At 71.2% G+C, this 20,333-nt stretch carries 15 protein-coding genes; 7 read left to right on the forward strand and 8 right to left on the reverse strand.

Annotation, left to right across the window (positions count from 1 at the left end; translation table 11 throughout):
* The first annotated feature begins 16 nt into the window (after positions 1-16).
* Positions 17-1,489 (forward strand): sugar porter family MFS transporter, encoded by a 1,473-nt coding sequence (locus ACMTAK_RS10745; RefSeq protein ID WP_413806004.1) that lies wholly within the window; start codon positions 17-19, stop codon positions 1,487-1,489.
* On the forward strand, positions 1,486-1,845 hold the full coding sequence (locus ACMTAK_RS10750) for a universal stress protein (RefSeq protein ID WP_413806005.1): 360 nt from the start codon (positions 1,486-1,488) through the stop codon (positions 1,843-1,845). The genes ACMTAK_RS10745 and ACMTAK_RS10750 overlap by 4 nt, the downstream gene beginning before the upstream one ends.
* Before the next feature lie 82 nt (positions 1,846-1,927).
* On the opposite strand, the gene ACMTAK_RS10755 is transcribed toward ACMTAK_RS10750, so the two are convergent.
* The 8 genes from ACMTAK_RS10755 to ACMTAK_RS10790 all read right to left on the reverse strand — a co-directional run bounded on the left by ACMTAK_RS10755 (position 1,928) and on the right by ACMTAK_RS10790 (position 10,926).
* A complete protein-coding gene (locus ACMTAK_RS10755; protein WP_413812850.1) occupies positions 1,928-2,947 on the reverse strand; it encodes a LacI family DNA-binding transcriptional regulator in 1,020 nt (339 codons plus the stop codon).
* Positions 2,948-3,063: 116 nt separating this feature from the next.
* Positions 3,064-4,089: a LacI family DNA-binding transcriptional regulator gene (locus ACMTAK_RS10760; protein ID WP_413806006.1), complete on the reverse strand. Its 1,026-nt coding sequence runs from the start codon at positions 4,087-4,089 to the stop codon at positions 3,064-3,066.
* Positions 4,090-4,091: 2 nt separating this feature from the next.
* Positions 4,092-5,513, reverse strand: a complete 1,422-nt coding sequence (locus ACMTAK_RS10765; RefSeq protein WP_413806007.1) for a BNR repeat-containing protein — start codon at positions 5,511-5,513, stop codon at positions 4,092-4,094.
* A 218-nt stretch (positions 5,514-5,731) separates the two neighbouring features.
* Positions 5,732-6,052 carry an L-rhamnose mutarotase gene (locus ACMTAK_RS10770; protein WP_413806008.1) on the reverse strand — a complete coding sequence of 107 codons (321 nt, stop codon included), beginning with the start codon at positions 6,050-6,052 and terminating at the stop codon, positions 5,732-5,734.
* Between the two features lie 11 nt (positions 6,053-6,063).
* Positions 6,064-7,137, reverse strand: coding sequence for a rhamnose ABC transporter substrate-binding protein (gene rhaS, locus ACMTAK_RS10775; RefSeq protein ID WP_413806009.1), 1,074 nt, complete (start codon positions 7,135-7,137; stop codon positions 6,064-6,066).
* A 29-nt stretch (positions 7,138-7,166) separates the two neighbouring features.
* Positions 7,167-8,138, reverse strand: coding sequence for an ABC transporter permease (locus ACMTAK_RS10780; RefSeq protein WP_211832937.1), 972 nt, complete (start codon positions 8,136-8,138; stop codon positions 7,167-7,169).
* Positions 8,135-9,178, reverse strand: coding sequence for an ABC transporter permease (locus tag ACMTAK_RS10785; protein WP_413806010.1), 1,044 nt, complete (start codon positions 9,176-9,178; stop codon positions 8,135-8,137). Before ACMTAK_RS10785 ends, ACMTAK_RS10780 begins: the two co-directional genes overlap by 4 nt.
* Positions 9,175-10,926: a sugar ABC transporter ATP-binding protein gene (locus ACMTAK_RS10790; RefSeq protein WP_413806011.1), complete on the reverse strand. Its 1,752-nt coding sequence runs from the start codon at positions 10,924-10,926 to the stop codon at positions 9,175-9,177. The genes ACMTAK_RS10785 and ACMTAK_RS10790 overlap by 4 nt, the downstream gene beginning before the upstream one ends.
* Before the next feature lie 230 nt (positions 10,927-11,156).
* Here ACMTAK_RS10790 and ACMTAK_RS10795 point away from each other — a divergent pair, with 230 nt between their 5' ends.
* The 5 genes from ACMTAK_RS10795 (at position 11,157) to ACMTAK_RS10815 (ending at position 20,321) form a co-directional block, all read left to right on the forward strand.
* Positions 11,157-14,357 (forward strand): alpha-L-rhamnosidase, encoded by a 3,201-nt coding sequence (locus ACMTAK_RS10795; protein WP_413806012.1) that lies wholly within the window; start codon positions 11,157-11,159, stop codon positions 14,355-14,357.
* 30 nt (positions 14,358-14,387) lie between these two features.
* Complete coding sequence (gene rhaI, locus ACMTAK_RS10800; protein ID WP_413806013.1) at positions 14,388-15,548, forward strand: L-rhamnose isomerase; 1,161 nt, start codon at positions 14,388-14,390, stop codon at positions 15,546-15,548.
* Positions 15,549-15,892: 344 nt separating this feature from the next.
* Positions 15,893-17,932, forward strand: coding sequence for a bifunctional aldolase/short-chain dehydrogenase (locus ACMTAK_RS10805; RefSeq protein WP_413806014.1), 2,040 nt, complete (start codon positions 15,893-15,895; stop codon positions 17,930-17,932).
* 95 nt (positions 17,933-18,027) lie between these two features.
* Entirely contained in the window at positions 18,028-19,578 is a 1,551-nt protein-coding gene (locus ACMTAK_RS10810; RefSeq protein WP_413806015.1) for a rhamnulokinase, read from the forward strand.
* On the forward strand, positions 19,569-20,321 hold the full coding sequence (locus tag ACMTAK_RS10815; RefSeq protein ID WP_413806016.1) for a (Fe-S)-binding protein: 753 nt from the start codon (positions 19,569-19,571) through the stop codon (positions 20,319-20,321). The genes ACMTAK_RS10810 and ACMTAK_RS10815 overlap by 10 nt, the downstream gene beginning before the upstream one ends.
* Positions 20,322-20,333: the final 12 nt, after the last annotated feature.

Consider the following 20,333-nt stretch of genomic DNA (forward strand, 5'->3'; position numbering starts at 1 on the left):
ACGAGGAGACACGACGATGAACACCCGACTCGGCTCAGAGGACTCGGGCATCACACACCAAGACCCCGAACTGCCGCCGGACACCAAGGGTCCCCATTCACGACGGCTCGGCCTGGTCGCCGTCATCGTGACCTTCGGCGGGCTGCTGTTCGGCTATGACACCGGCGTCGTCAACGGCGCCCTCGATCCACTCACCGACGACCTCGGGCTGACCGCGTTCACCGAGGGAGTCGTCGTCAGCAACCTCATCTTCGGCGCCGCCTTCGGCGCCATGATCGGCGGAGTCCTCTCCGACCGGCACGGCCGCCGCCACAACATCCTGCTGCTGGCCTTGGTGTTCATGCTCGGCACCCTGGGCTGCGTGCTGTCGCCGAGCTGGCAGGTGCTCGCCCTCTTCCGCTTCGTCCTCGGCCTCGCCGTGGGCGGCGCCTCGGCGACGGTCCCGGTCTACCTGGCCGAGATCGCCCCGGTCGAACGCCGCGGCTCCATCGTCACCCGCAATGAGGTGATGATCGTGACCGGCCAGTTCGCCGCGTTCGTCATCAACGCGGTGATCTTCAACCTCTGGGGCGAGACCGATGGCATCTGGCGGCTCATGCTGCTCGTCGCCCTCCTTCCGGCGATCGGGCTGTTCATCGGGATGCTGCGGCTGCCGGAGAGCCCGCGCTGGCTGGTCTCCCAGGGCCGTGACGAGGAGGCGCTCGCGGTCCTGTCCCAGGTCCGGACCCCCGAGCGGGCCCGCGCCGAGATGGCGGAGGTCCACCGCCTCGCCGAGGAGGAGCGGGTCGCCAAGACCGCGGGCCGGGTGGATCTCGGGGTGCGCTGGGTGCGTGTACTCATCCTGATCGGGGCGGGGCTCGGATTCTGTCAGCAGTTCACCGGCATCAACTCCGTCATGTACTACGGTACGCAGCTGCTCGGCGACGCCGGGTTCTCGGGCGACTCCGCCATCATCGCGAACACCCTCAACGGCGCCTTCAGCGTCATCGGCATCTCGGTGGGCGTGTCGGTCATCAACAAGCTCAAGCGGCGCACCATGCTGCTCGGCGGGTTCGCCCTGACCACGACGTTCCACCTGCTCGTCGGGCTCTCCGCGCTGCTGATGCCCGAGGGCACCGCGAAGGCGTGGTTCATTCTCGTGTTCGTCGTGCTCTTCGTCTTCTCCATGCAGGCCACCATCGGTCCGCTGGTCTGGCTGATCCTCTCCGAGATGTTCCCGCTGAAGATCCGCAGCCTGGCCATCGGCATCAGCATCTTCGTGCTGTGGATGGCGAACGCCCTGGTGGCCCTCGGCTTCCCGCCCATCGTGAAGGCCATGGGGATCTCGAACACCTTCTTCGCCTTCGCCGCCTTCGGTGTGCTGGCCCTCCTCTTCATCGCGACCTGTGTGCCCGAGACCAAGGGCCGCTCGCTGGAAGAGCTGGAGGACGACTTCCGTGCCCGCTACTCCTCACCCGCCCCGCCCCGAGAGGAGGGCTCCACGCCATGACCGTCCTGACCGCCATCGCCGAGGGCCGCGAGGGAGACCACGCGCTGACCGCGGGAATCGCCGAGGCCCGGCTGCTGGGCACCGATCTGGTACTGGTCAATCTGCGTCTGTCGGCGCTGGACCGCTCCGGGGTGCCCGAGGACCTGCGGACCACGGTCGTCGAGCGCAGCGGTCCCGGTGACCGCGACCCGGTCGACGCCGTTCTGGACGAGATCGAGGCCCGGCCCGATGTCGACCGGCTGGTCATCGGCCTCCGCCGGCGATCACCGGTGGGCAAGGCGCTGCTGGGCAGTGTGAGCCAGCGGCTGCTGCTGGAGAGCCCCGTCCCCGTCGTCGCGGTCAAACCACCGGTCTGACCGTGGTCAAACCCCCGGCCTGACCGTGGCGACGTAACGGGCCGACGCCTTCACCGGGCCGCCGAGACCGGCGAACCCCAGGTCAGGCGCCCGGCCTGGACGCGAACGTCGAGTCCCGCACCACCAGCTCCGGCTGCAGTACGATCCGCCGGTGCTGGTGGGCGGCGGCCTCGTCGCCGGTCTCCTCGATCAGCAGCTCGGCCGCCGTACGCCCCATCCGGAACGCCGGTTGGCGCACCGACGTCAGCGGCACCGCGGCCGCCGCCGCGAACTCGATGTCGTCGTACCCCACCAGCGCCACCTCCCCCGGCACCGACACCCCGGCCGCGAAGAGGGCCTGGAGCACCCCCAGCGCCAGCAGGTCATTGGCGCAGAACACGGCAGTCGGCCGGGGTGAGATCCCCAGCAGCCGGGCGCCCGCGTCGCGGCCCGAGGCCACGTCCAGCCGCTCGGCCTCGATGTGCACCATCGCCTCCTCCGGCAGCCCCTCCTCCGCGAACGCGCCCCGCAGTCCGGTGCGCCGGTCCTGGCACTGCGGGAGCAGCATCGGGCCGCTGACGTAGACCACGGAGCGGTGGCCCTGGGCGATGAGATGGCGCCCGGCGAGCGCGCCGCCCTCGATGTCGTCGACGGACACCGAGCACCCCTCGGCGCTGGGCACCTCGCGGTCCACGAAGACGAACGGGATGTCATGGCGCCGGAATCCCTCCAGGTTGGCGCCGGTGACATCGGCCGGGGTGACGAGCACCCCGCGCACCCGGTGCTCGGCGAAGAGGCCGAGGTAGTCGGCCTCCTCCTCGGGGCTCTGCGCGCTGTTGCACACCATCACCCCAAGACCCGCCTCCCGCGCGGCACGCTCCGCGCCGCTCGCCACGTCCACGAAGAACGGGTTCGCCATGTCCAGCACCAGCAGCGCGATGATGCGGCTGCGCCCGGCGCGCAGCTGGCGCGCGGACTCCTGGCGTACATAGCCCAGGCGCTCGATCACGGCCTGCACCCGGTCGCGCGTGGCCTCGGCGACCATCTCGGGCCGGTTGATCACGTTCGAGACGGTGCCGACCGACACTCCCGCCTGCCGCGCGACGTCCTTGATCCCCACCATGCGTCCCACGACCCGGGCCTCCGCCTTCCCGCGACCCACCGCGGTCGCGGGAACATGGTAATGCGCTGTTCGACCGGTCGGGCAGGACCGGGCCGCGGCGGACCCCGGGCCCCGGCTCAGCCTCGGGAGCGCACCAGGCTCGATCCGCGGACCACGAGCTCGGGCTGGAGGACGATCCGCTGGTGGCGGTGGTCCCCGCCCCGCTCCCCGGTCTCCTCGATCAGCAGCTCGGCCGCCGTACGCCCCATCCGGAACGCCGGCTGGCGCACTGACGTCAGCGGCACCGCGGCCGCCGCCGCGAACTCGATGTCGTCGTAGCCCACCAGCGCCACCTCCCCCGGCACCGACACCCCGGCCCCGTACAGCGACTGAAGCACCCCCAGGGCCAGCAGGTCATTGGCGCAGAACACCGCCGTCGGGCGCGGGGACATGCCCAGCAGCCGGGCTCCCGCGTCCCGGCCGCAGGTCACATCCAGCCGGTCCACCTCGACATGGCGCAGCGCGGACTCGCCGAGCCCCCGCTCACGCAGGGCGCGCAGCGCGCCCTCGCGGCGGTCGCGGCACTGGGCCAGCCGCATCGGCCCGCTCACATAGGCGAAGTTGGGGTGGCCGAGGCCCAGGAGGTGGCGGGCGGCGAGCTCGCCGCCGGTGACGTCGTCGACCGACACCGAGCACCCCTCGGTGCTGGGCAGCACCCGGTCCACGAGGACGAAGGGGATGGGCTGCCGCCGGAAGGAGGCGAGGTTGCGCCCGGTCATATCGGCCGGGGTCATCAGCACCCCACGCACCCGCTGCTCGGCGAAGAGCCCGAGGTAGTCGGCCTCCTCCTCCGGGCTCTGCGCGCTGTTGCACACCATCACCCCAAGACCCGCCTCCCGCGCCGCACGCTCCGCGCCCCGCGCGACGTCCACGAAGAACGGGTTCGCCATGTCCAGCACCAGCAGCGCGATGATGCGGCTGTGGCCGGCCCGCAGCTGGCGCGCGGACTCCTGGCGTACATAGCCCAGGCGCTCGATGGTGGACAGCACCCGGGCCCGGGTCTCCTCGGACACCGAGTCCGGCCGGTTGATGACGTTGGAGACCGTGCCGACCGAGACCCCGGCCTCGCGCGCCACCTCCTTGATGCCCACGCCTGGTGCCATCGTCAGGAGGGGAGGGCGAAGTCGACGACGCGGAGGGCGGAGGGTGTGGTGCCGCTGGACTTCCGCTGGTACATAAACGACAGCACGCCGTCCTGGGCGAGCCGGGTGTCGTCCACGACGACCTCGCCGAAGGCGTTCAGCCCGCCGCCGTCGTAGAGCGTCTTCCAGTCCGTCCAGCCCGAGGACTTGGACGCGGCCACGATCCGGCCGTACGGCATCACGGCGTAGGCGTTGTCGTAAGCGTCGAAGACCAGATGGCTGCGCTGGGTGGAGCCGGGGGCCACCGGGATCTCGGTCTTCTTCCAGGCGCCTGCCGTGTCCCGGAAGACGTGGAAGGTACGGCCGTTTTTCGTCCGGTCGGCCACATAGTCGGTGGTGCACTGCCCGAAGCGGCCGGGGACATAGCTGATCAGGGCGTGGGGCGCGCCCGCGGAGTCGGTGGCCTGGCTCTCCTGGTTCATCAGCGAGTGGTCGGGGCCCAGCGGGTCGACGACCGTTCCGGCGTCGCCGACCGCCACCGTGTCGGAGCCACCGGTGGTGCCGACGACGGCGCCCGCCGCATTGCGCCAGGTGCGGCCCCGGTCCGAGCTGTGGACATAGCCGGTGTCGTGGTTGGTGAGACCGCCGCTCGCGCACATCACCGCGTTGCTCTGCTCGCGCCAGGTGTAGAAGGCGTGCAACTGCCCGTCGGGCCCGTAGTCGATGCCGTGCAGATACATGTTGCGGGCGGTGCTGGAGCCGTGCTCGCTGCTGTAGGTGCCGGTGGCGGAGGACCACTCGCCGAGGGCCCGCCACTTGGTGCCGTCGTACTCGGCGAGCGCGTTGCGGCCGTTGCCGGAGACGCCGACGCGGTAGCTGAGCTGAAGTCGGCCCTCGGGGGTGGCGATGAACTGCGGGTAGGTGAACTGGGAGGTGAGCGCGAGTCCGTCGAGGGTGGTCTGGACGGCGCCGAACTGGCCGGTGGTCCAGGGGTGTCCGGCGGGGTCGTCCACCAGCCCGGCCACGGACTTCACATAGAAGAAGCCGCTGCTGTGGGAGTCCATGTTCAGGTGCAGCCGGCCGTCGGTCCGGGAGATCCCCATGGAGATGACGTTGTGGGAGTCGTCGGCGGTGAGCCGGTGCGGCAGGGTGACGGTCTGCCAGCTCCGCTGGGTGAGGGCGCGGCGCCCGATGACCGCGCTGCGGTCGGCGGTGTACCAGACGGCGTACTGATAGCCCTTGTAGGTGAGCAGCCCGTTCTTCTGGAAGGCGTTGTTGTTGACCAGGCCGTCGTACGAGACGAAGTAGAGTGCCTTGGCGTCGAGCTGGGTGTCGGCGAGCTTGCTGACGGCCGGGCCGGGAGCGACGGCGGAGTCCGCGTTCGCGCCCGGGGTCGCGGCGCCCAGCAGGGCGGTGGCCAGCGCGACGGCGGCGAGGGGTCTCATCCGGGCGTCTCCGTTCTGCGAGGTTGGACATACGGTTGTGGCGGTCCGGGGCGGATGGCCCCGGACCGGGTTCTCAGCAGGTGCGCCCCGAAGGGGCGCGGGGCTGTGTCGATGTGCGGCTCCGCCGCGTGGGCGCGGCCAGCCACGACGGCGCCGCGGACGGCCGACGACCGACGGCCGACGACCGACGACCGATCGTGGCACCTGCAGCGGAGCGCTTACGCGAGGTGGAAGACCTCCGTCAGCGGCTTCATCGCCTCGTCCGGTTTCGCGCCGTCGAGTGCCTCGAAGAACGGCGCCATCTCAGCCTGCCAGCGGGCGTTGACCTCGGTGGCGGCCATCGCGGCCTGGGCCGCCTCGAAGTCCTCGGTCTCCAGATAGCCGACGAGCAGCCCGTCCTCGCGCAGGAAGAGCGAGTAGTTGTGCCAGCCGGCCTCCGACAGCGCCGCCCTCATCTCGGGCCACACGGCGGCGTGCCGCTCGCGGTACTCCTCGATCCGGTCCTGGCGGACCTTCAGCAGAAAACACACCCGCCGCATCGCCGACCGCCTCAGAAGTGGTACTTGTCGATGTTGGACTTCTCGAAGACGGTGGGCGGGCCGAGGATGACCTCGCCGTTCTTGCCGACCGTGTACTCGCCCAGCTTCCCGGCCTTGAACTTCTCCCCCTCGGCCCCGGTGATCCGCCCGGAGGCGAGCGCGGCCGCGGCGTACGAACCGAGGTAGCCGAGCTTCTTGGGGTCCCAGAGCGCGAACTGCTCGACGGTGCCGTCCTTGACGTACTTGCGCATCTGGTTGGGCGTGCCGAGGCCGTTCAGCACCACCTTGCCCTCGTACGAGGAGCCGCTGATGTAGCGGGCGGCGGCGGCGATGCCGACCGTGGTGGGCGCGATGATGCCCTTGAGCTTGGGGTACGCCTTGAGCAGGCCCTGGGTCTCCTGGAAGGACTTCTGGTCGTCGTCGTCCCCGTACACCGTCTTGACCAGCTTCATGTTCTTGTAGGCGGGCTTGTTCAGCTCGTCCTTCATGAAGCGGATCCAGGTGTTCTGGTTGGTGGCGTTCTGGGTGGCGGAGAGGATCGCGATCTGGCCCTTGTAGTCGAGCTGCTTGGCGAGGTGCTGGACCTGACTGCGGCCGATCTCCTCGGAGCTGGCCTGGTTGATGAAGAGCTGGCGGCAGGCCGGGGCGGTGTCGGAGTCGTACGCCACCACCTTGATGTCCTTCTTCATGGCCTGCTTGAGCGGGCCGCACACCGCGTTGGGGTCGTTGGCCGCGATCAGGATGGCGTCCTGGCGCTGCTGGACCAGGGTGTTGATGTACGACACCTGGGAGGAGGCGCTGGCGTCGGACGGGCCGACCTCCTTGCCCTTGCCGCCGAACTCCCCGGCGGCCGTGATCCCCGACTCGTCGATGAGCTTCTCGTAGGGGTTGTTGATCTGCTTGGGCAGGAAGGCCAGCTTGAGGCCCTTCTTCAGGGGGGCGCCGGGGTCGGCCTTGGCGTCGCTCTTGGCGGCGCCGCCGTTGTCGTTGTCCTCTTTGGTGGTGCCGCCGCAGCCGGCCAGGGCCACGGCCAGGGCACAGACCGCGGCGGCGGTGGCGGCGCGGCGTCCGGAGAAGCTCATCATGGAGAGACCTTTCGCGGTGCGTGGGTGGATCAGCTGGTCGAGGCGGCGGCGCGCCGGTGACGCCAGGCGCTCACGGTGGTGATCAGACGGGGGGTGAGGACGGAGGCCACCAGCAGCAGCCCGGTGACGATCACCTGGACCTCGTTGGCCACGTCGTTGAGGGTCAGCAGGTTCTTCAGGACACCGATGAGCAGCACCCCGGCGACGGCGCCGAACAGCGTGCCCTTGCCACCGTCGAAGTCGACGCCGCCCAGCAGGACGGAGGCGATGACGAGCATTTCGAAGCCCTGGCCGTTGTCGGCCCGTGCGCTGCCGTACCGCAGGGTGAACACGACCCCCGCGAAGGCCGAGATCAGCCCGCTGACCACGAACAGCAGCAGCTTGAGGCGTTTGACGCGGATGCCCGCGAAGTACGCGGCGTCCTCCTGGGCGCCGATGGCGAACAGCGACCTCCCCACGCCCGTGGCGTGCAGCACCACGGCGGCGATGGCGGCCAGCACGATGAACAGCGTCACCGGATAGGTGAGGAAGGTGCCGGGCACGGTGGTGGTGTCCACGGCCCACTTGGCGTACGTCTCGGGGAAGTCGGTGATGGCGCCCGCGCCGAGCACCACCGACGCCAGCCCCCGGTAGAGCGCGAGCGTCCCGATGGTGACGGCCAGCGAGGGCAGCCCGACCCGGGTGACCAGCCAGCCGTTGAGCAGCCCGCCGGCCACCCCGACCAGCAGCACGATCGGCACGATGGTCTCGAACGCCCAGCCCGCGTCCCAGAGTTGGCCGGTGAGCGCGCTGGACAGGCCGAGCATCGAGGCCACCGACAGATCCACCTGCCCGGCCACCACCAGCAGTGTCATCGGCAGCGCCATCAGCGCCACCTCGGCGATGTCGTTGAAGGCGAAGGCGAGGTTGTCGCGGCTGGCGAAGCCGTCCGTGGTGCCGAGGCCGGTGAGGAAGACGGCCACCAGCAGCACCCCGACGGCGGTGTCCCACCTGAGCTTCATCGGGCGCTCCTCTTCGTCAGGGCGCGGGTCATGCGCACCCGTACGATCCGGTCCACGCTGATGGCCGCCAGCAGCAGCGCACCCGCGATGGCGTCCTGCCAGAACGAGTCGACCTTCAGCACGGCCAGGGCGCTGCCGATCGTGGTGAGCAGCAGCGCGCCCAGCGCCGCGCCCCACACCGTGCCGGTGCCGCCGACGATGGCGACGCCACCGACCACCACCGCGCTGACCACGGTGAGTTCCCAGCCGTGGGCGTTGTCGGCGACCACGGTGCCGAAGCGGGCCAGCCACAGCGTGCCCGCGAAGCCCGAGACGGCGCCGGAGAACACATACGCGGCCAGCACCCGCCGCCGGATCGGCACCCCGGCCAGCCGGGCGGCCTCCGGACTGGAGCCGATGGCGTACAGCTCACGGCCGCCACGGTAGGTGCGCAGGACGTACGCGGTCCCGGCGAGCACCACGAAGGCGATCAGCGGGAGATACGGGATGCCCAGCACGCTGCCGCTGCCGAGGTCCAGCACGGATTCCGGCACATCGGCGGCGTTGATCTGCTCGCCTTGCGCCCACCAGTAGTCGACGCCCTGGATGACGTAGAGCATCCCGAGGGTCACCACCAGCGCGGGCACCCGTCCGAAGCTCACCAGCGCACCGCTGACGATGCCGCAGCCCGCGCCGACGAGGAGGCCGAGAGCCAGGACCGTCAGCGCCCCGTGGTCGGTGCCGGAGACGAACTTCCCGCAGGCGAAGGCGGACAGGCCCACCACGGAGCCGACCGACAGATCGATGTTGCGGGTGATGACCACGACCGACTGCCCGACCGCGAGCAGCACCAGGATGGCGGCGTTGAGCAGCAGGTCCTTGATGCCCTGGTCGTCGAGGAAGCGCGGTTCGGCGATCCAGGTGAACAGCACCAGCAGCACGAGGGCCCCGGCGATGCTGATCTCCCGCGCGCGGAAGACGGCGTCGACGAGCGAGCGCGCCGAGCGGGCCGTCTCCGGCGCGGCGGCGTATTTGTCGGGTTTCTCGATGGTCACGCTCACGTGCGGGTCCCTTCTGCGGTGGCGCCAGTGGGCCCGGTGGCGCCCGTGTCACCGGTGGCGCCGGTGCGCCCGCTCGCGCCGGTGGCGCCGGTGCGCCCGCTCGCGCCGGTGGCGCCGGTGCGCCCGCTCGCGCCGGTGGCGCCGGTGCGCCCGCTCGCTGCGGCGTCATCGGTGGGCCTGATCGCGTCGGCGTCGCGGGGGAGTTCGGTCTCGGCGGCCTCACCGGCGCCATCGGCGCCATCCGTGAGCCCGGTCGCGGCGGCCATCACGGACTCCTCGGAGGCCTCATCGCGCGGGATCTCGGCCACCAGCCGGCCCTCGTGCATCACCAGGACCCGGTCGGCCATGCCCAGCACCTCGGGCAGGTCGGAGGAGATCATCAGCACCGCGAGCCCGTCGGCGGCCAGCGACGACAGCAGCCGGTGCACCTCGGCCTTGGTGCCGACGTCGATTCCGCGCGTGGGCTCGTCGACGATGAGCACCGTGGGCTCGGTCGCCAGCCACTTGGCGAGCACGACCTTCTGCTGATTGCCGCCGGAGAGCACCCCGACGTGGTCGGCGAGACTGCCGTACTTCAGCTGGAGCCGGACCGCCCAGTCGGCCGCGCGGCCGCGCTCCAGCGCCCGTTTCACCAGCCCCGCGCGGCCCAGCCGGTCCAGGCCGGTCAGCCCGATGTTCCGCTCGATGGACATCTCCATCACCAGCCCCCGCTGGCGCCGGTCCTCGGGGACGAGTGCGAGCCCGGCGTCCATGGCGGCGGTCGGCGAACCGGGCCGGAGCACCGCCCCGCCGACCCGCACCTCGCCCGCGTCCGCCCGGTCCACGCCGAAGACGGCCTGGGCGACCTCGGTGCGTCCGGCGCCGACCAGCCCGGCGAGCGCGACGATCTCACCGCGCCGCACCTCGAAGGAGACGTCCCGGAAGACGCCCTCACGGGTCAGCCGCCGCACCTCCAGCGCGGTCTCGCCGACCCGGCTGTCCTGCTTGGGGTAGAGCTCGGCCAGGTCCCGGCCGACCATGCGGCGGACCAGAGCGTCCTGGGTCAGCCCGGCCAGCGGCTCGGAGGCCACCAACCGGCCGTCCCGCAGGGTGGTGACCCGCTGGCAGAGCTCGAAGATCTCCTCCAGGCGGTGGGAGATGAAGAGCACGGCGGCGCCCTCGGCGCGCAGCGTCTCGACGACCGAGAACAGCCGGGCGGTCTCGCTCCCGGTGAGCGCCGCCGTCGGCTCGTCCATGATCAGCACCCGGGCGTCGAAGGAGAGCGCCTTGGCGATCTCCACGATCTGCTGGTCGGCGATGGACAGGCCCCTGGCGGGCCGGTCCGGGTCGAGTTCGACGCCGAGCCGTGCCATCAGGGCGGCGGTGGAGGACCGTACGGCCTTGTGGTCGATCCGGCCGAGGGCCCGGCGGGGCTGACGGCCCATGAAGATGTTCTCGGCGATGGACAGATCGGGGAAGAGCGTCGGCTCCTGGTAGATGACGGCGGTGCCGACGTCACGGGCGTCGGCGGGGCCGTGGAAGACCGCCGGCTCGCCGTCCAGCAGCACCCGGCCGGAGTCGGGCCGGTGCACCCCGGCGAGGATCTTGATGAGCGTCGACTTGCCCGCCCCGTTCTCACCGGCCAGGGCATGGGCCTCACCGGCGAAGAGCTCGAGCGAGACGTCCCGGAGGGCCCGTACGGCGCCGAAGGATTTGTTCACCCCCTCGAGGGCGAGGACCGGCACACCGGTCGAAGCAGGCTGGCTCACGGAGTCTCCTGACGCGTACGCAGGGGCAGTAAATGAAATGTTTCAATGCCGGATTCCGGGAAGCTAGCCGCGCCCTATGCGGCCGTCAAGGGGGTGTGCACGGGATATACCCACATCGTTTCAGCCCCCTTGACGCACCCTGAGCCCCGGCCCTACGGTCCAGGCGCCTTGAGTTGAATCGTTTTCAGCGATCGTTTTCATCCAGCCGTCCCTGGCCCTGGAGGAAGCTCGTGATCAGCAGACGCCACCTGCTCGCCACCACCGCTGCCACCGGTACGGCCCTCACGGGTCTGCCCGCCCTCACCCCGTCCGCCGCCGCCGAGGACCGCCCCGGCGCGGGGCTGCGGGTCCGGAGCACCACGGTGGAGTACGCGCCCCACCCGCTCGGCCTCGACACCGCCCGCCCCCGGCTGAGCTGGATCCTCGACTCGGACGCCCGCGACCAGCTTCAGAGCGCCTACCACATCCGGGTCGCCACCTCCCCCGACCGGCTCGGCGAGCCGGACGTCTGGGACAGCGGCAAGACGGCATCGCGCCAGTCGGTCCTGGTCCCCTACGACGGCCCGGCCCTGCGTCCGCGCACCCGCTACCACTGGTCGGTGCGGGTCTGGGACGGCCACGGCCGCCCCTCCCCGTGGTCCGCCCCCGCCTGGTGGGAGACCGGGCTGCTCAACTCCGGTCAGTGGCAGGCCCGTTGGATCGCGGCGCCCGCCGCACTGACCGCGCCCCCGTCCCTGGAGGGCGCCTCCTGGATCTGGTTCCCCGAGGGGGATCCGGCCACCGAGGCCCCGGCGGCCACCCGGTGGTTCCGTACCTCCGTCCACGCCCCGGGCACCGTCCGCCGCGCCCGGCTGGTGGTGGCGGCCGACGACGGCTTCACCGCCCATGTGAACGGCACCGAGGTCGCCGCCCGCGAGGCAGTGGGCGTCCTCAAGGCCTGGAGCCATCCGGTCACCGTCGACGTGACCGAATTCCTCGACCGGGGCGCCGCCACCCTGGCCATCGCGGCCACCAACGCCGAGAAGGGCCCGGCGGGGCTGCTCGCCACCCTGGAGCTCACCACCGAGGACGGCACCACCCGCCACCACACGGACGCCACCTGGCGCACCACCGACGCCGAACCCCCCGCCGCCTGGGCGGACCCGGACTACGACGACGGCGGCTGGGCCACCGCCAAGAAGCTGGCGGCCTGGGGCGGCGGGCCCTGGGGCGAAGTGCTCCCCCTCCAGTCCCCCGCCCAGCTGCGCCGCACCTTCCGGCTCACCAAGCCCGTGGCGCGCGCCCGGCTCTACTCCACGGCCCTGGGCCTCTACGAAGCCCACCTCAACGGCGTCCGCGTCGGCCGCGACCAGCTGGCACCCGGCTGGACCGACTACCGCAAGCGCGTGGCGTACCAGACCTACGACGTCACCGACGCCCTCCGCCTAGGGACGAACGCCCTCGGGGTGACCCTCGCACCCGGCTGGTACGCCGGGAACATCGCCTGGTTCGGCCAGACCCAGTACGGCGACCACCCCGCCCTGCTCGCCCAGCTGGAGGTCACGTACACCGACGGCGGCACCGAGCGCATCACCACCGACCAGCAGTGGCGCGCGGCCACCGGTCCGCTGCTCACCGCCGACCTGCTGATGGGCGAGGAGTACGACGCCCGCGCGGAGACCCCCGGCTGGACCTCACCGGGCTTCGACGACACCGGCTGGCGCCCCGCCGTCACGGCCTCGGACATCACGGCCGAGGTGGTGGCCCAGACCGACGCCCCGACCCGGGTGGAACGCGAGATCAAGCCGGTCAAGGTCACCGAACCCGCCCCCGGTGTCCACCTCTTCGACCTGGGCCAGAACATGGTCGGCAGCGTCCGCCTCACGGTCTCCGGCCCGGCCGGCCACAAGGTCCGGATCCGCCACGCCGAGGTGCTGGGCCCGGACGGCACCGCCTACACGGCCAATCTGCGCACCGCCCGTCCCGTCGACACCTACACCCTCAAGGGCGGCGGCCAGGAGACCTACGAGCCGCGCTTCACCTTCCACGGCTTCCGCTACGTCGAGGTCACGGGCTACCCCGGAACGCCCTCCCCCGACGCGATCACCGGCCGGGTGATGCACACCGCCGCCCCGTTCACCCTGTCCTTCCACACCGACTCGGCGATGCTCAACCAGCTGCACTCCAACATCACCTGGGGGCTGCGCGGCAACTTCCTGTCCATCCCCACCGACACCCCGGCGCGGGACGAACGGCTCGGCTGGACCGGCGACATCAACGTGTTCTCCAGCACCGCCGCGTACACCATGGAGTCCGCCCGCTTCCTCACCAAGTGGCTCCAGGACCTGCGCGACGGCCAGACCGACGAGGGCTCCTTCCCCGATGTGGCACCCCACCTCGGCGACGTCGGCAACGGCGTGGCGGGCTGGGGCGACGCCGGGGTGACCGTGCCCTGGAACCTCTACCAGGCGTACGGCGACACCCGGGTGCTGCGCGAGAACTGGCCGGCCATGCGCCGCTGGATCACCTACCTGGAACAGCACAGCACCGGCCTGCTGCGGCCCGCCGAGGGCTACGGCGACTGGCTCAGCGTCGAGGCGGACACCCCCAAGGACGTCATCGCCACCGCCTACTTCGCCCACGCCACCGACCTCGTCGCCCGCACCGCACACGTCCTGGGCGAGGACCCGGCCCCGTACGAAGACCTCCTGACCCGTATCAAGGCGGCCTTCAACCACGCGTACGTGTCCGCCGACGGCAGGGTCAAGGGCGACACCCAGACCGCGTACGTCCTGGCGCTCTCCCTGGACCTGCTCCCGGCCGGCCTCCGCACACCCGCGGCCGATCGCCTCGTCGCCCTCGTCAAGGACCGCGACTGGCATCTGTCCACCGGGTTCCTCGGCACCCCGAGGCTGCTTCCGACCCTCACCGAGACCGGCCACACCGACGTCGCGTACCGCCTGCTCCACCAGCGCACGTTCCCCTCCTGGGGCTACCAGATCGACCGGGGCGCGACCACCATGTGGGAGCGCTGGGACTCGATCAAACCGGACGGGAGCTTCCAGGACGTCGGGATGAACTCGTTCAACCACTACGCCTACGGCTCGGTCGGCGAGTGGATGTACCAGAACATCGCCGGGATCGCCCCCGCCGCCCCCGGCTTCCGCGAGATCCTCATCCGGCCCCGCCCCGGCGGCGAGGTGCGCTCCGCCGAGGGCCGCTACGACTCGCTCTACGGCCCGGTCACCACCCGCTGGTCGCAGGGCGAGGACTTCACTCTCACGGTGTCCATCCCCGTCAACACCACGGCTCAGATCTGGGTCCCGGCACACCGCGAGGCGGACGTGACCGCTCGCGGCGCCCGCCTGCTGCGCATGGCGGACGGCTGCGCGGTGTTCGCCGTGGGGTCGGGGACCCACCACTTCTTGACGCGTGGCCGACCGCGCGGCTAGGTTTCTTGAATCGTTTCATGAAGGAGATTCATGTCTGACGTTCCAGCCGTGAAGGCGGCCCTCAAGAGCCAGGCGGTCGAGACGCCGTCATGGGCGTACGGCAACTCCGGAACCCGCTTCAAGGTCTTCGCCCAGCCCGGCGTCCCGCGCTCCCCCCAGGAGAAGCTGGACGACGCCGCCCAGGTGCACGCCGCGACCGGGGTCGCCCCCACGGTCGCCCTGCACATCCCCTGGGACACGGTCGAGGACTACGGGGCGCTCGCCAAATACGCGGAGGAACGCGGACTGAAGCTGGGCGCCATCAACTCCAACGTCTTCCAGGACGACGACTACAAGCTGGGCTCGGTCACCCACCCCGACCCGGCGGTCCGCCGCAAGGCGCTGGGCCACCTCCTGGAGTGCGTCGACATCATGGACGCCACGGGCTCCCGCGACCTCAAGCTCTGGTTCTCCGACGGCACCAACTACCCCGGCCAGGACGACATCGCGGCCCGCCAGGACCGACTCGCCGAGGCGCTGAGCGCGGTCTACGAGCGCCTCGGCGAGGACCAGCGGATGCTGCTGGAGTACAAGTTCTTCGAGCCCGCCTTCTACACCACGGACGTCCCGGACTGGGGCACCGCCTACGCCCACTGCCTCAAGCTGGGACCCAAGGCCCAGGTGTGCGTGGACACCGGCCACCACGCGCCCGGCACCAACATCGAGTTCATCGTCGCCCTTCTGCTGCGCGAGAAGAAGCTCGGCGCCTTCGACTTCAACTCCCGCTTCTACGCGGACGACGACCTGATGGTCGGCGCCGCCGACCCCTTCCAGCTCTTCCGGATCATGTACGAGGTGGTCCGGGGTGGCGGGCTGACCTCGGGGGTCGCGTTCATGCTCGACCAGTGCCACAACATCGAGCCCAAGATCCCGGCGATCATCCGCTCCGTGATGAACGTCCAGGAGGCCACGGCCAAGGCCCTCCTGGTCGACCGCGACGCCCTCGCCACGGCCCAGCGCGAGGGCGATGTCCTCGGCGCCAACGCGGTCCTGATGGACGCGTACAACACCGACGTACGGCCGCTGCTGGCCGAGGTCCGGGAGGAGTCGGGCATCGCCCCGGACCCGATGGCGGCGTACCGGGCCTCGGGGTGGGCGGAGCGGATCGTGGCGGAGCGGGTGGGGGGAGAGCAGGCGGGGTGGGGTGCGTAACGCCTGGCGGCGCGCCTCGCCCCACCCCGCCCCGCCCCGAAACCGGGGGCAAGCCCCCGGACCCCCTCCCGGGGCCCTGCCCCAGACCCCACGGGGCTCCGCCCCGAACCCCGCCGGGCCCCGCCCGGACCCCTCGGGGGCTGCGCCCGGCTCCGCCGGGGCCCTGCCCCAGACTCCCGGGGCTCCGCCCGCCGACTCCAAGGCTTCGGCACGGGCCCCGGGGCCCTGCCGCCAGCCTCCTCGGAGCCTTCGCCCCAAGCCACTGATCCCATCGGGCGCGCCCATGTGGGGCGCGCTTCTCGTCACCGCATCCCGCTGAGACCGGTCCACACGCAGAGGACGACATGACCGCAGAACCGCATCCCGAGGCGGGCGCGCTGTTGGGGCGCTCGCATCGGTTGGGCGCTGATCCGCGCAATACCAACTACGCGGGGGGCAATACCTCCGCCAAGGGCACCGCGACCGATCCCGTCACGGGCCAGGACGTCGAGCTGATGTGGGTCAAGGGCTCCGGGGGCGATCTGGGTACCCTCAGCCACTCCGGGCTCGCCGCGCTCCGGCTGGACCGCCTTCGTGCGCTCACCGAGGTCTACCCCGGAGTGGACCGCGAGGACGAGATGGTCGCGGCGTTCGACTACTGCCTGCACGGCAAGGGCGGGGCCGCGCCGTCCATCGACACCGCCATGCACGGCCTGGTGGACGCCGCCCATGTCGACCACCTCCACCCCGACTCCGGTATCGCCCTCGCCTGCGCGGCCGACGGCGAGGCGCTCACCAAGGAGTGTTTCGGCAACCAGGTCGTCTGGGTGCCCTGGCGCCGCCCCGGTTTCCAACTGGGCCTGGACATCGCCGCCATCAAGAAGGCCAATCCGCAGGCCATCGGCTGCATCCTCGGCGGCCACGGCATCACCGCCTGGGGCGACACCTCCGACGCGTGCGAGGCGAACTCGCTCCGCGTCATCCGCACCGCCGAGGAGTTCCTCACCGCACGCGGCAAGGCGGATCCGTTCGGCCCCGTCATCCACCCCACCCTGCCCGAAGCCGAGCGCCGCGCCCGTGCGGCCGCCCTCGCCCCGGTGATCCGGGGTCTGGCCGCCACGGACCGCCCCCAGGTGGGCCACTTCACGGACAGCGACACCGTCCTGGACTTCGTGTCCCGCGCCGAACACCCCCGCCTGGCGGCCCTCGGCACCTCCTGCCCGGACCACTTCCTCCGTACGAAGGTCCGCCCGCTGGTCCTGGACCTCCCCCCGGACGCACCCCTCGACACGACGATCGACCGCCTCAAGGAACTCCACGCCGCGTACCGCACCGACTACGCGGCCTACTACGACCGCCACGCCACCCCCGACTCCCCGCCCATGCGCGGCGCGGATCCCGCCATCGTGCTGATCCCCGGAGTCGGGATGTTCAGCTACGGCAAGGACAAGCAAACGGCCCGCGTGGCAGGCGAGTTCTACGTCAACGCGATCAACGTCATGCGCGGCGCCGAAGCGGTTTCCACCTACTCCCCCATCGAGGAGTCGGAGAAGTTCCGCATCGAGTACTGGGCACTCGAAGAAGCCAAGCTCCAGCGCATGCCCAAGCCGAAGCCCCTCGCGACCCGCGTCGCCCTGGTGACCGGCGCGGGGTCCGGCATCGGCAAGGCGATCGCCCACCGCCTGGTGGCCGAGGGCGCATGCGTCGTCGTCGCGGACGTCAACGCGGAATCGGCGCACGCCGTGGCCCAGGAGCTCGGTGGCCCGGACAGGGCCACGGCCGTCACCGCCGATGTCACCTCGGAAGAGCAGATCAAGGCGGCGTTCGATCAGGCGGCGCTGGACTTCGGCGGCGTGGACATCCTCATCAACAACGCCGGGATCAGCGTCTCCAAGCCGCTCCTCGACACCACCACCGCCGACTGGGACCTCCAGCACAACATCATGGCGCGAGGCAGTTTCCTGGCCTCCCGCGAAGCGGCAAGGACCTTCATCGCCCAGAACATGGGCGGTGACATCGTGTACATCACGTCCAAGAACGCCGTGTTCGCGGGCCCGAACAACATCGCCTACTCCGCGACCAAGGCCGACCAGGCGCACCAAGTCCGGCTCCTGGCGGCGGAATTGGGCGAGCACGGCATCCGGGTCAACGGCGTGAACCCCGACGGCGTAGTCCAGGGCTCCGGCATCTTCGCGGGCGGCTGGGGCGCACAGCGCGCGGCCGTCTACGGCGTCCCCGAGGAGAAGCTGGGCGAGTTCTACGCCCAACGCACCCTGCTCAAGCGCGAAGTGCTCCCTTCCCATGTGGCGAACGCGGTCTTCGCCCTCGTCGGCGGCGACCTGACCCACACCACGGGTCTCCACGTACCGGTCGACGCGGGCGTCGCGGCGGCGTTCCTGCGCTGACACGCGTATGAGGGGGACGGGGCCGGAGGCCCCGGCCCCCGCCCCGTACGAACCACAGCAATCACCACGCACCCACCACCCACCACGAGGTCCACGTGCCCACCACAGAACACCGCTTCGCCGCCGTAGACCTCGGCGCCTCCAGCGGCCGCGTCATCGTCGGGGAGGTCTCCCCCGAACGGCTGACCCTCCACGAGGCGCACCGCTTCCCCAACCGGCCAACCCGCGTCCTGGGCACCCTGCACTGGGACATCCTGTCGCTCCACCAGGGCGTCCTGAACGGCCTCAAGGCAGCTGCCGCGCATACCGGCAACAGCAACCTGACCAGCGTCGGCATCGACACCTGGGCCGTGGACTACGGCCTGCTCGCCGCCGACGGCACCCTGCTGGCCAACCCCGTCCACTACCGCGACACCCGCACCACCGGCGCCGCCGAAAAGGTCGCGGCCGCGCTCCCGCCCCAGGCCCTCTACGGCGCCACCGGCATCCAGCGCCTCCCCTTCAACACCATCTACCAGCTCATCGCGGCGCGAGGCACGCCCGCCCTCACCGCCGCCCACCGCCTCCTCCTCATCCCCGACCTCATCTCGTACTGGCTGACCGGCGAGCTGGGCACCGAGCTGACCAACGCCTCCACCACCCAGCTGATCGACCCCCGCACCCGCGACTGGGCCGCCCCGGTGGCAGAGGCCCTGGGCATCGACCTCTCGCTCTTCCCTCCCCTGCGCCGCCCCGGCGATCCCGCCGGAACGCTGCGCCAGGACGTTCTCACCGAGACGGGCATAACGCACCCCCTCCCCGTCACCGCCGTCGGCTCGCACGACACCGCGTCCGCCGTAGTCGGCGTCCCGGCCATCACACCCGACTTCGCCTACATCGCCACCGGCACCTGGTCCCTCGCCGGGCTGGAGCTGGACGCGCCGGTGCTCACGGAGGAGAGCCGCGCGGCCAACTTCACCAATGAGCTGGGCGTGGACGGCACGGTTCGCTATCTGCGCAACATCATGGGCCTGTGGATGCTCCAGGAGTGCGTCCGCACCTGGAACACCGAAACCGCCCGCACAGGCGATACGAACAGCACAGACCTCACCGCCCTGCTCCAGGCCGCGGCCCAAGCCACCCCCCTCCGCTCGGTCGTGGACGCCGGCGACCCCGCCTTCATCGCCCCCCACCACATGCCCGACCGCATCGCCGACGCCTGCCGCCGCACCGGCCAGCCCGTCCCCCGCACCCCGGCCGAGACCACCCGCTGCGTCCTGGACTCCCTCGCCCTGGCCCACCGCCGCGCGATCGAGGACGCCACCCGGCTGTCCGGCCGTACGGTCAGCGCCGTACACATCGTCGGCGGCGGTGTGCACAACACGCTGTTGTGCCAGCTCACCGCCGATGCCTGCGGCCTTCCCGTGATCGCGGGCCCGGCCGAGGCGGCGGCCCTGGGAAACATACTGGTGCAGGCCCGGACGGCCGGAGCGATCACCGGTGGTCTGCCCGAGTTGCGCGCCCTGCTTCACAGCACCCAGCCACTGAGGCAGTATGAGCCCACAGGTGATCATTCGGCGTGGGACCGGGCAGCCGCCCGGCTCGGAGACGCACCGGTCACAAGGGCCGCCACCGGCCAGGGCGACGAGGAGGAACCGTGCGCGTAGCGCTCTTCATCACCTGCGTCAACGACACCCTCTATCCGCGCACCGGCCAAGCCGTGGTCACGCTCCTCGAGCGGCTCGGCGTGGAAGTCGGCTTCCCGGAGGCGCAGAGCTGTTGCGGGCAGCCGCAGTTCAACACCGGCTACCGCCATGAGACCGAACCGCTGATGCGCCGCTACGCCACGGCGTTCCGCGACTACGAATACGTGGTGACCCCCTCGGGGTCATGTGCGGCGATGGTGCGGGACAACTACCCCCGGATGGGCGCGAAGGCCGCCGCCGAGGGGCGGGGCCAGGAGCTCGCGGACGCGGCGGCCGAGGCGGTCCCCAAAACGTACGAGCTCACCGAATTCCTCACGGATGTCCTGAAGGTCACGGATGTCGGCGCGTACTACCCGCACACCGTGACCTACCACCCCACCTGCCACGGCCTGCGGATGCTGAAGCTCGGCGACCGCCCACGCTCGCTCCTCGCCGCCGTGAAGGGGCTGAACCTGGTGGAGCTGCCGGGCGCCGAGGAGTGCTGCGGCTTCGGCGGTACGTTCGCCGTCAAGAACGCGGCCGTATCGGCGGCCATGGGGGCGGACAAGGCGCGCAACATCACGGCGACCGGCGCCGAGGCGGTGTGCACCCTCGACAACTCCTGCCAGCTGCACATCGGCGGCACACTCGCCCGCCAGGGCTCCACGGTCCGCCCCGTCCACCTCGCCGAGATCCTGGCCAGCACGGAAGGAGACGTCTGGTGAGCGGAACCCACC

This window comes from Streptomyces lacaronensis (assembly GCF_047337785.1).
Lineage (GTDB): Bacteria > Actinomycetota > Actinomycetes > Streptomycetales > Streptomycetaceae > Streptomyces > Streptomyces lycopersici.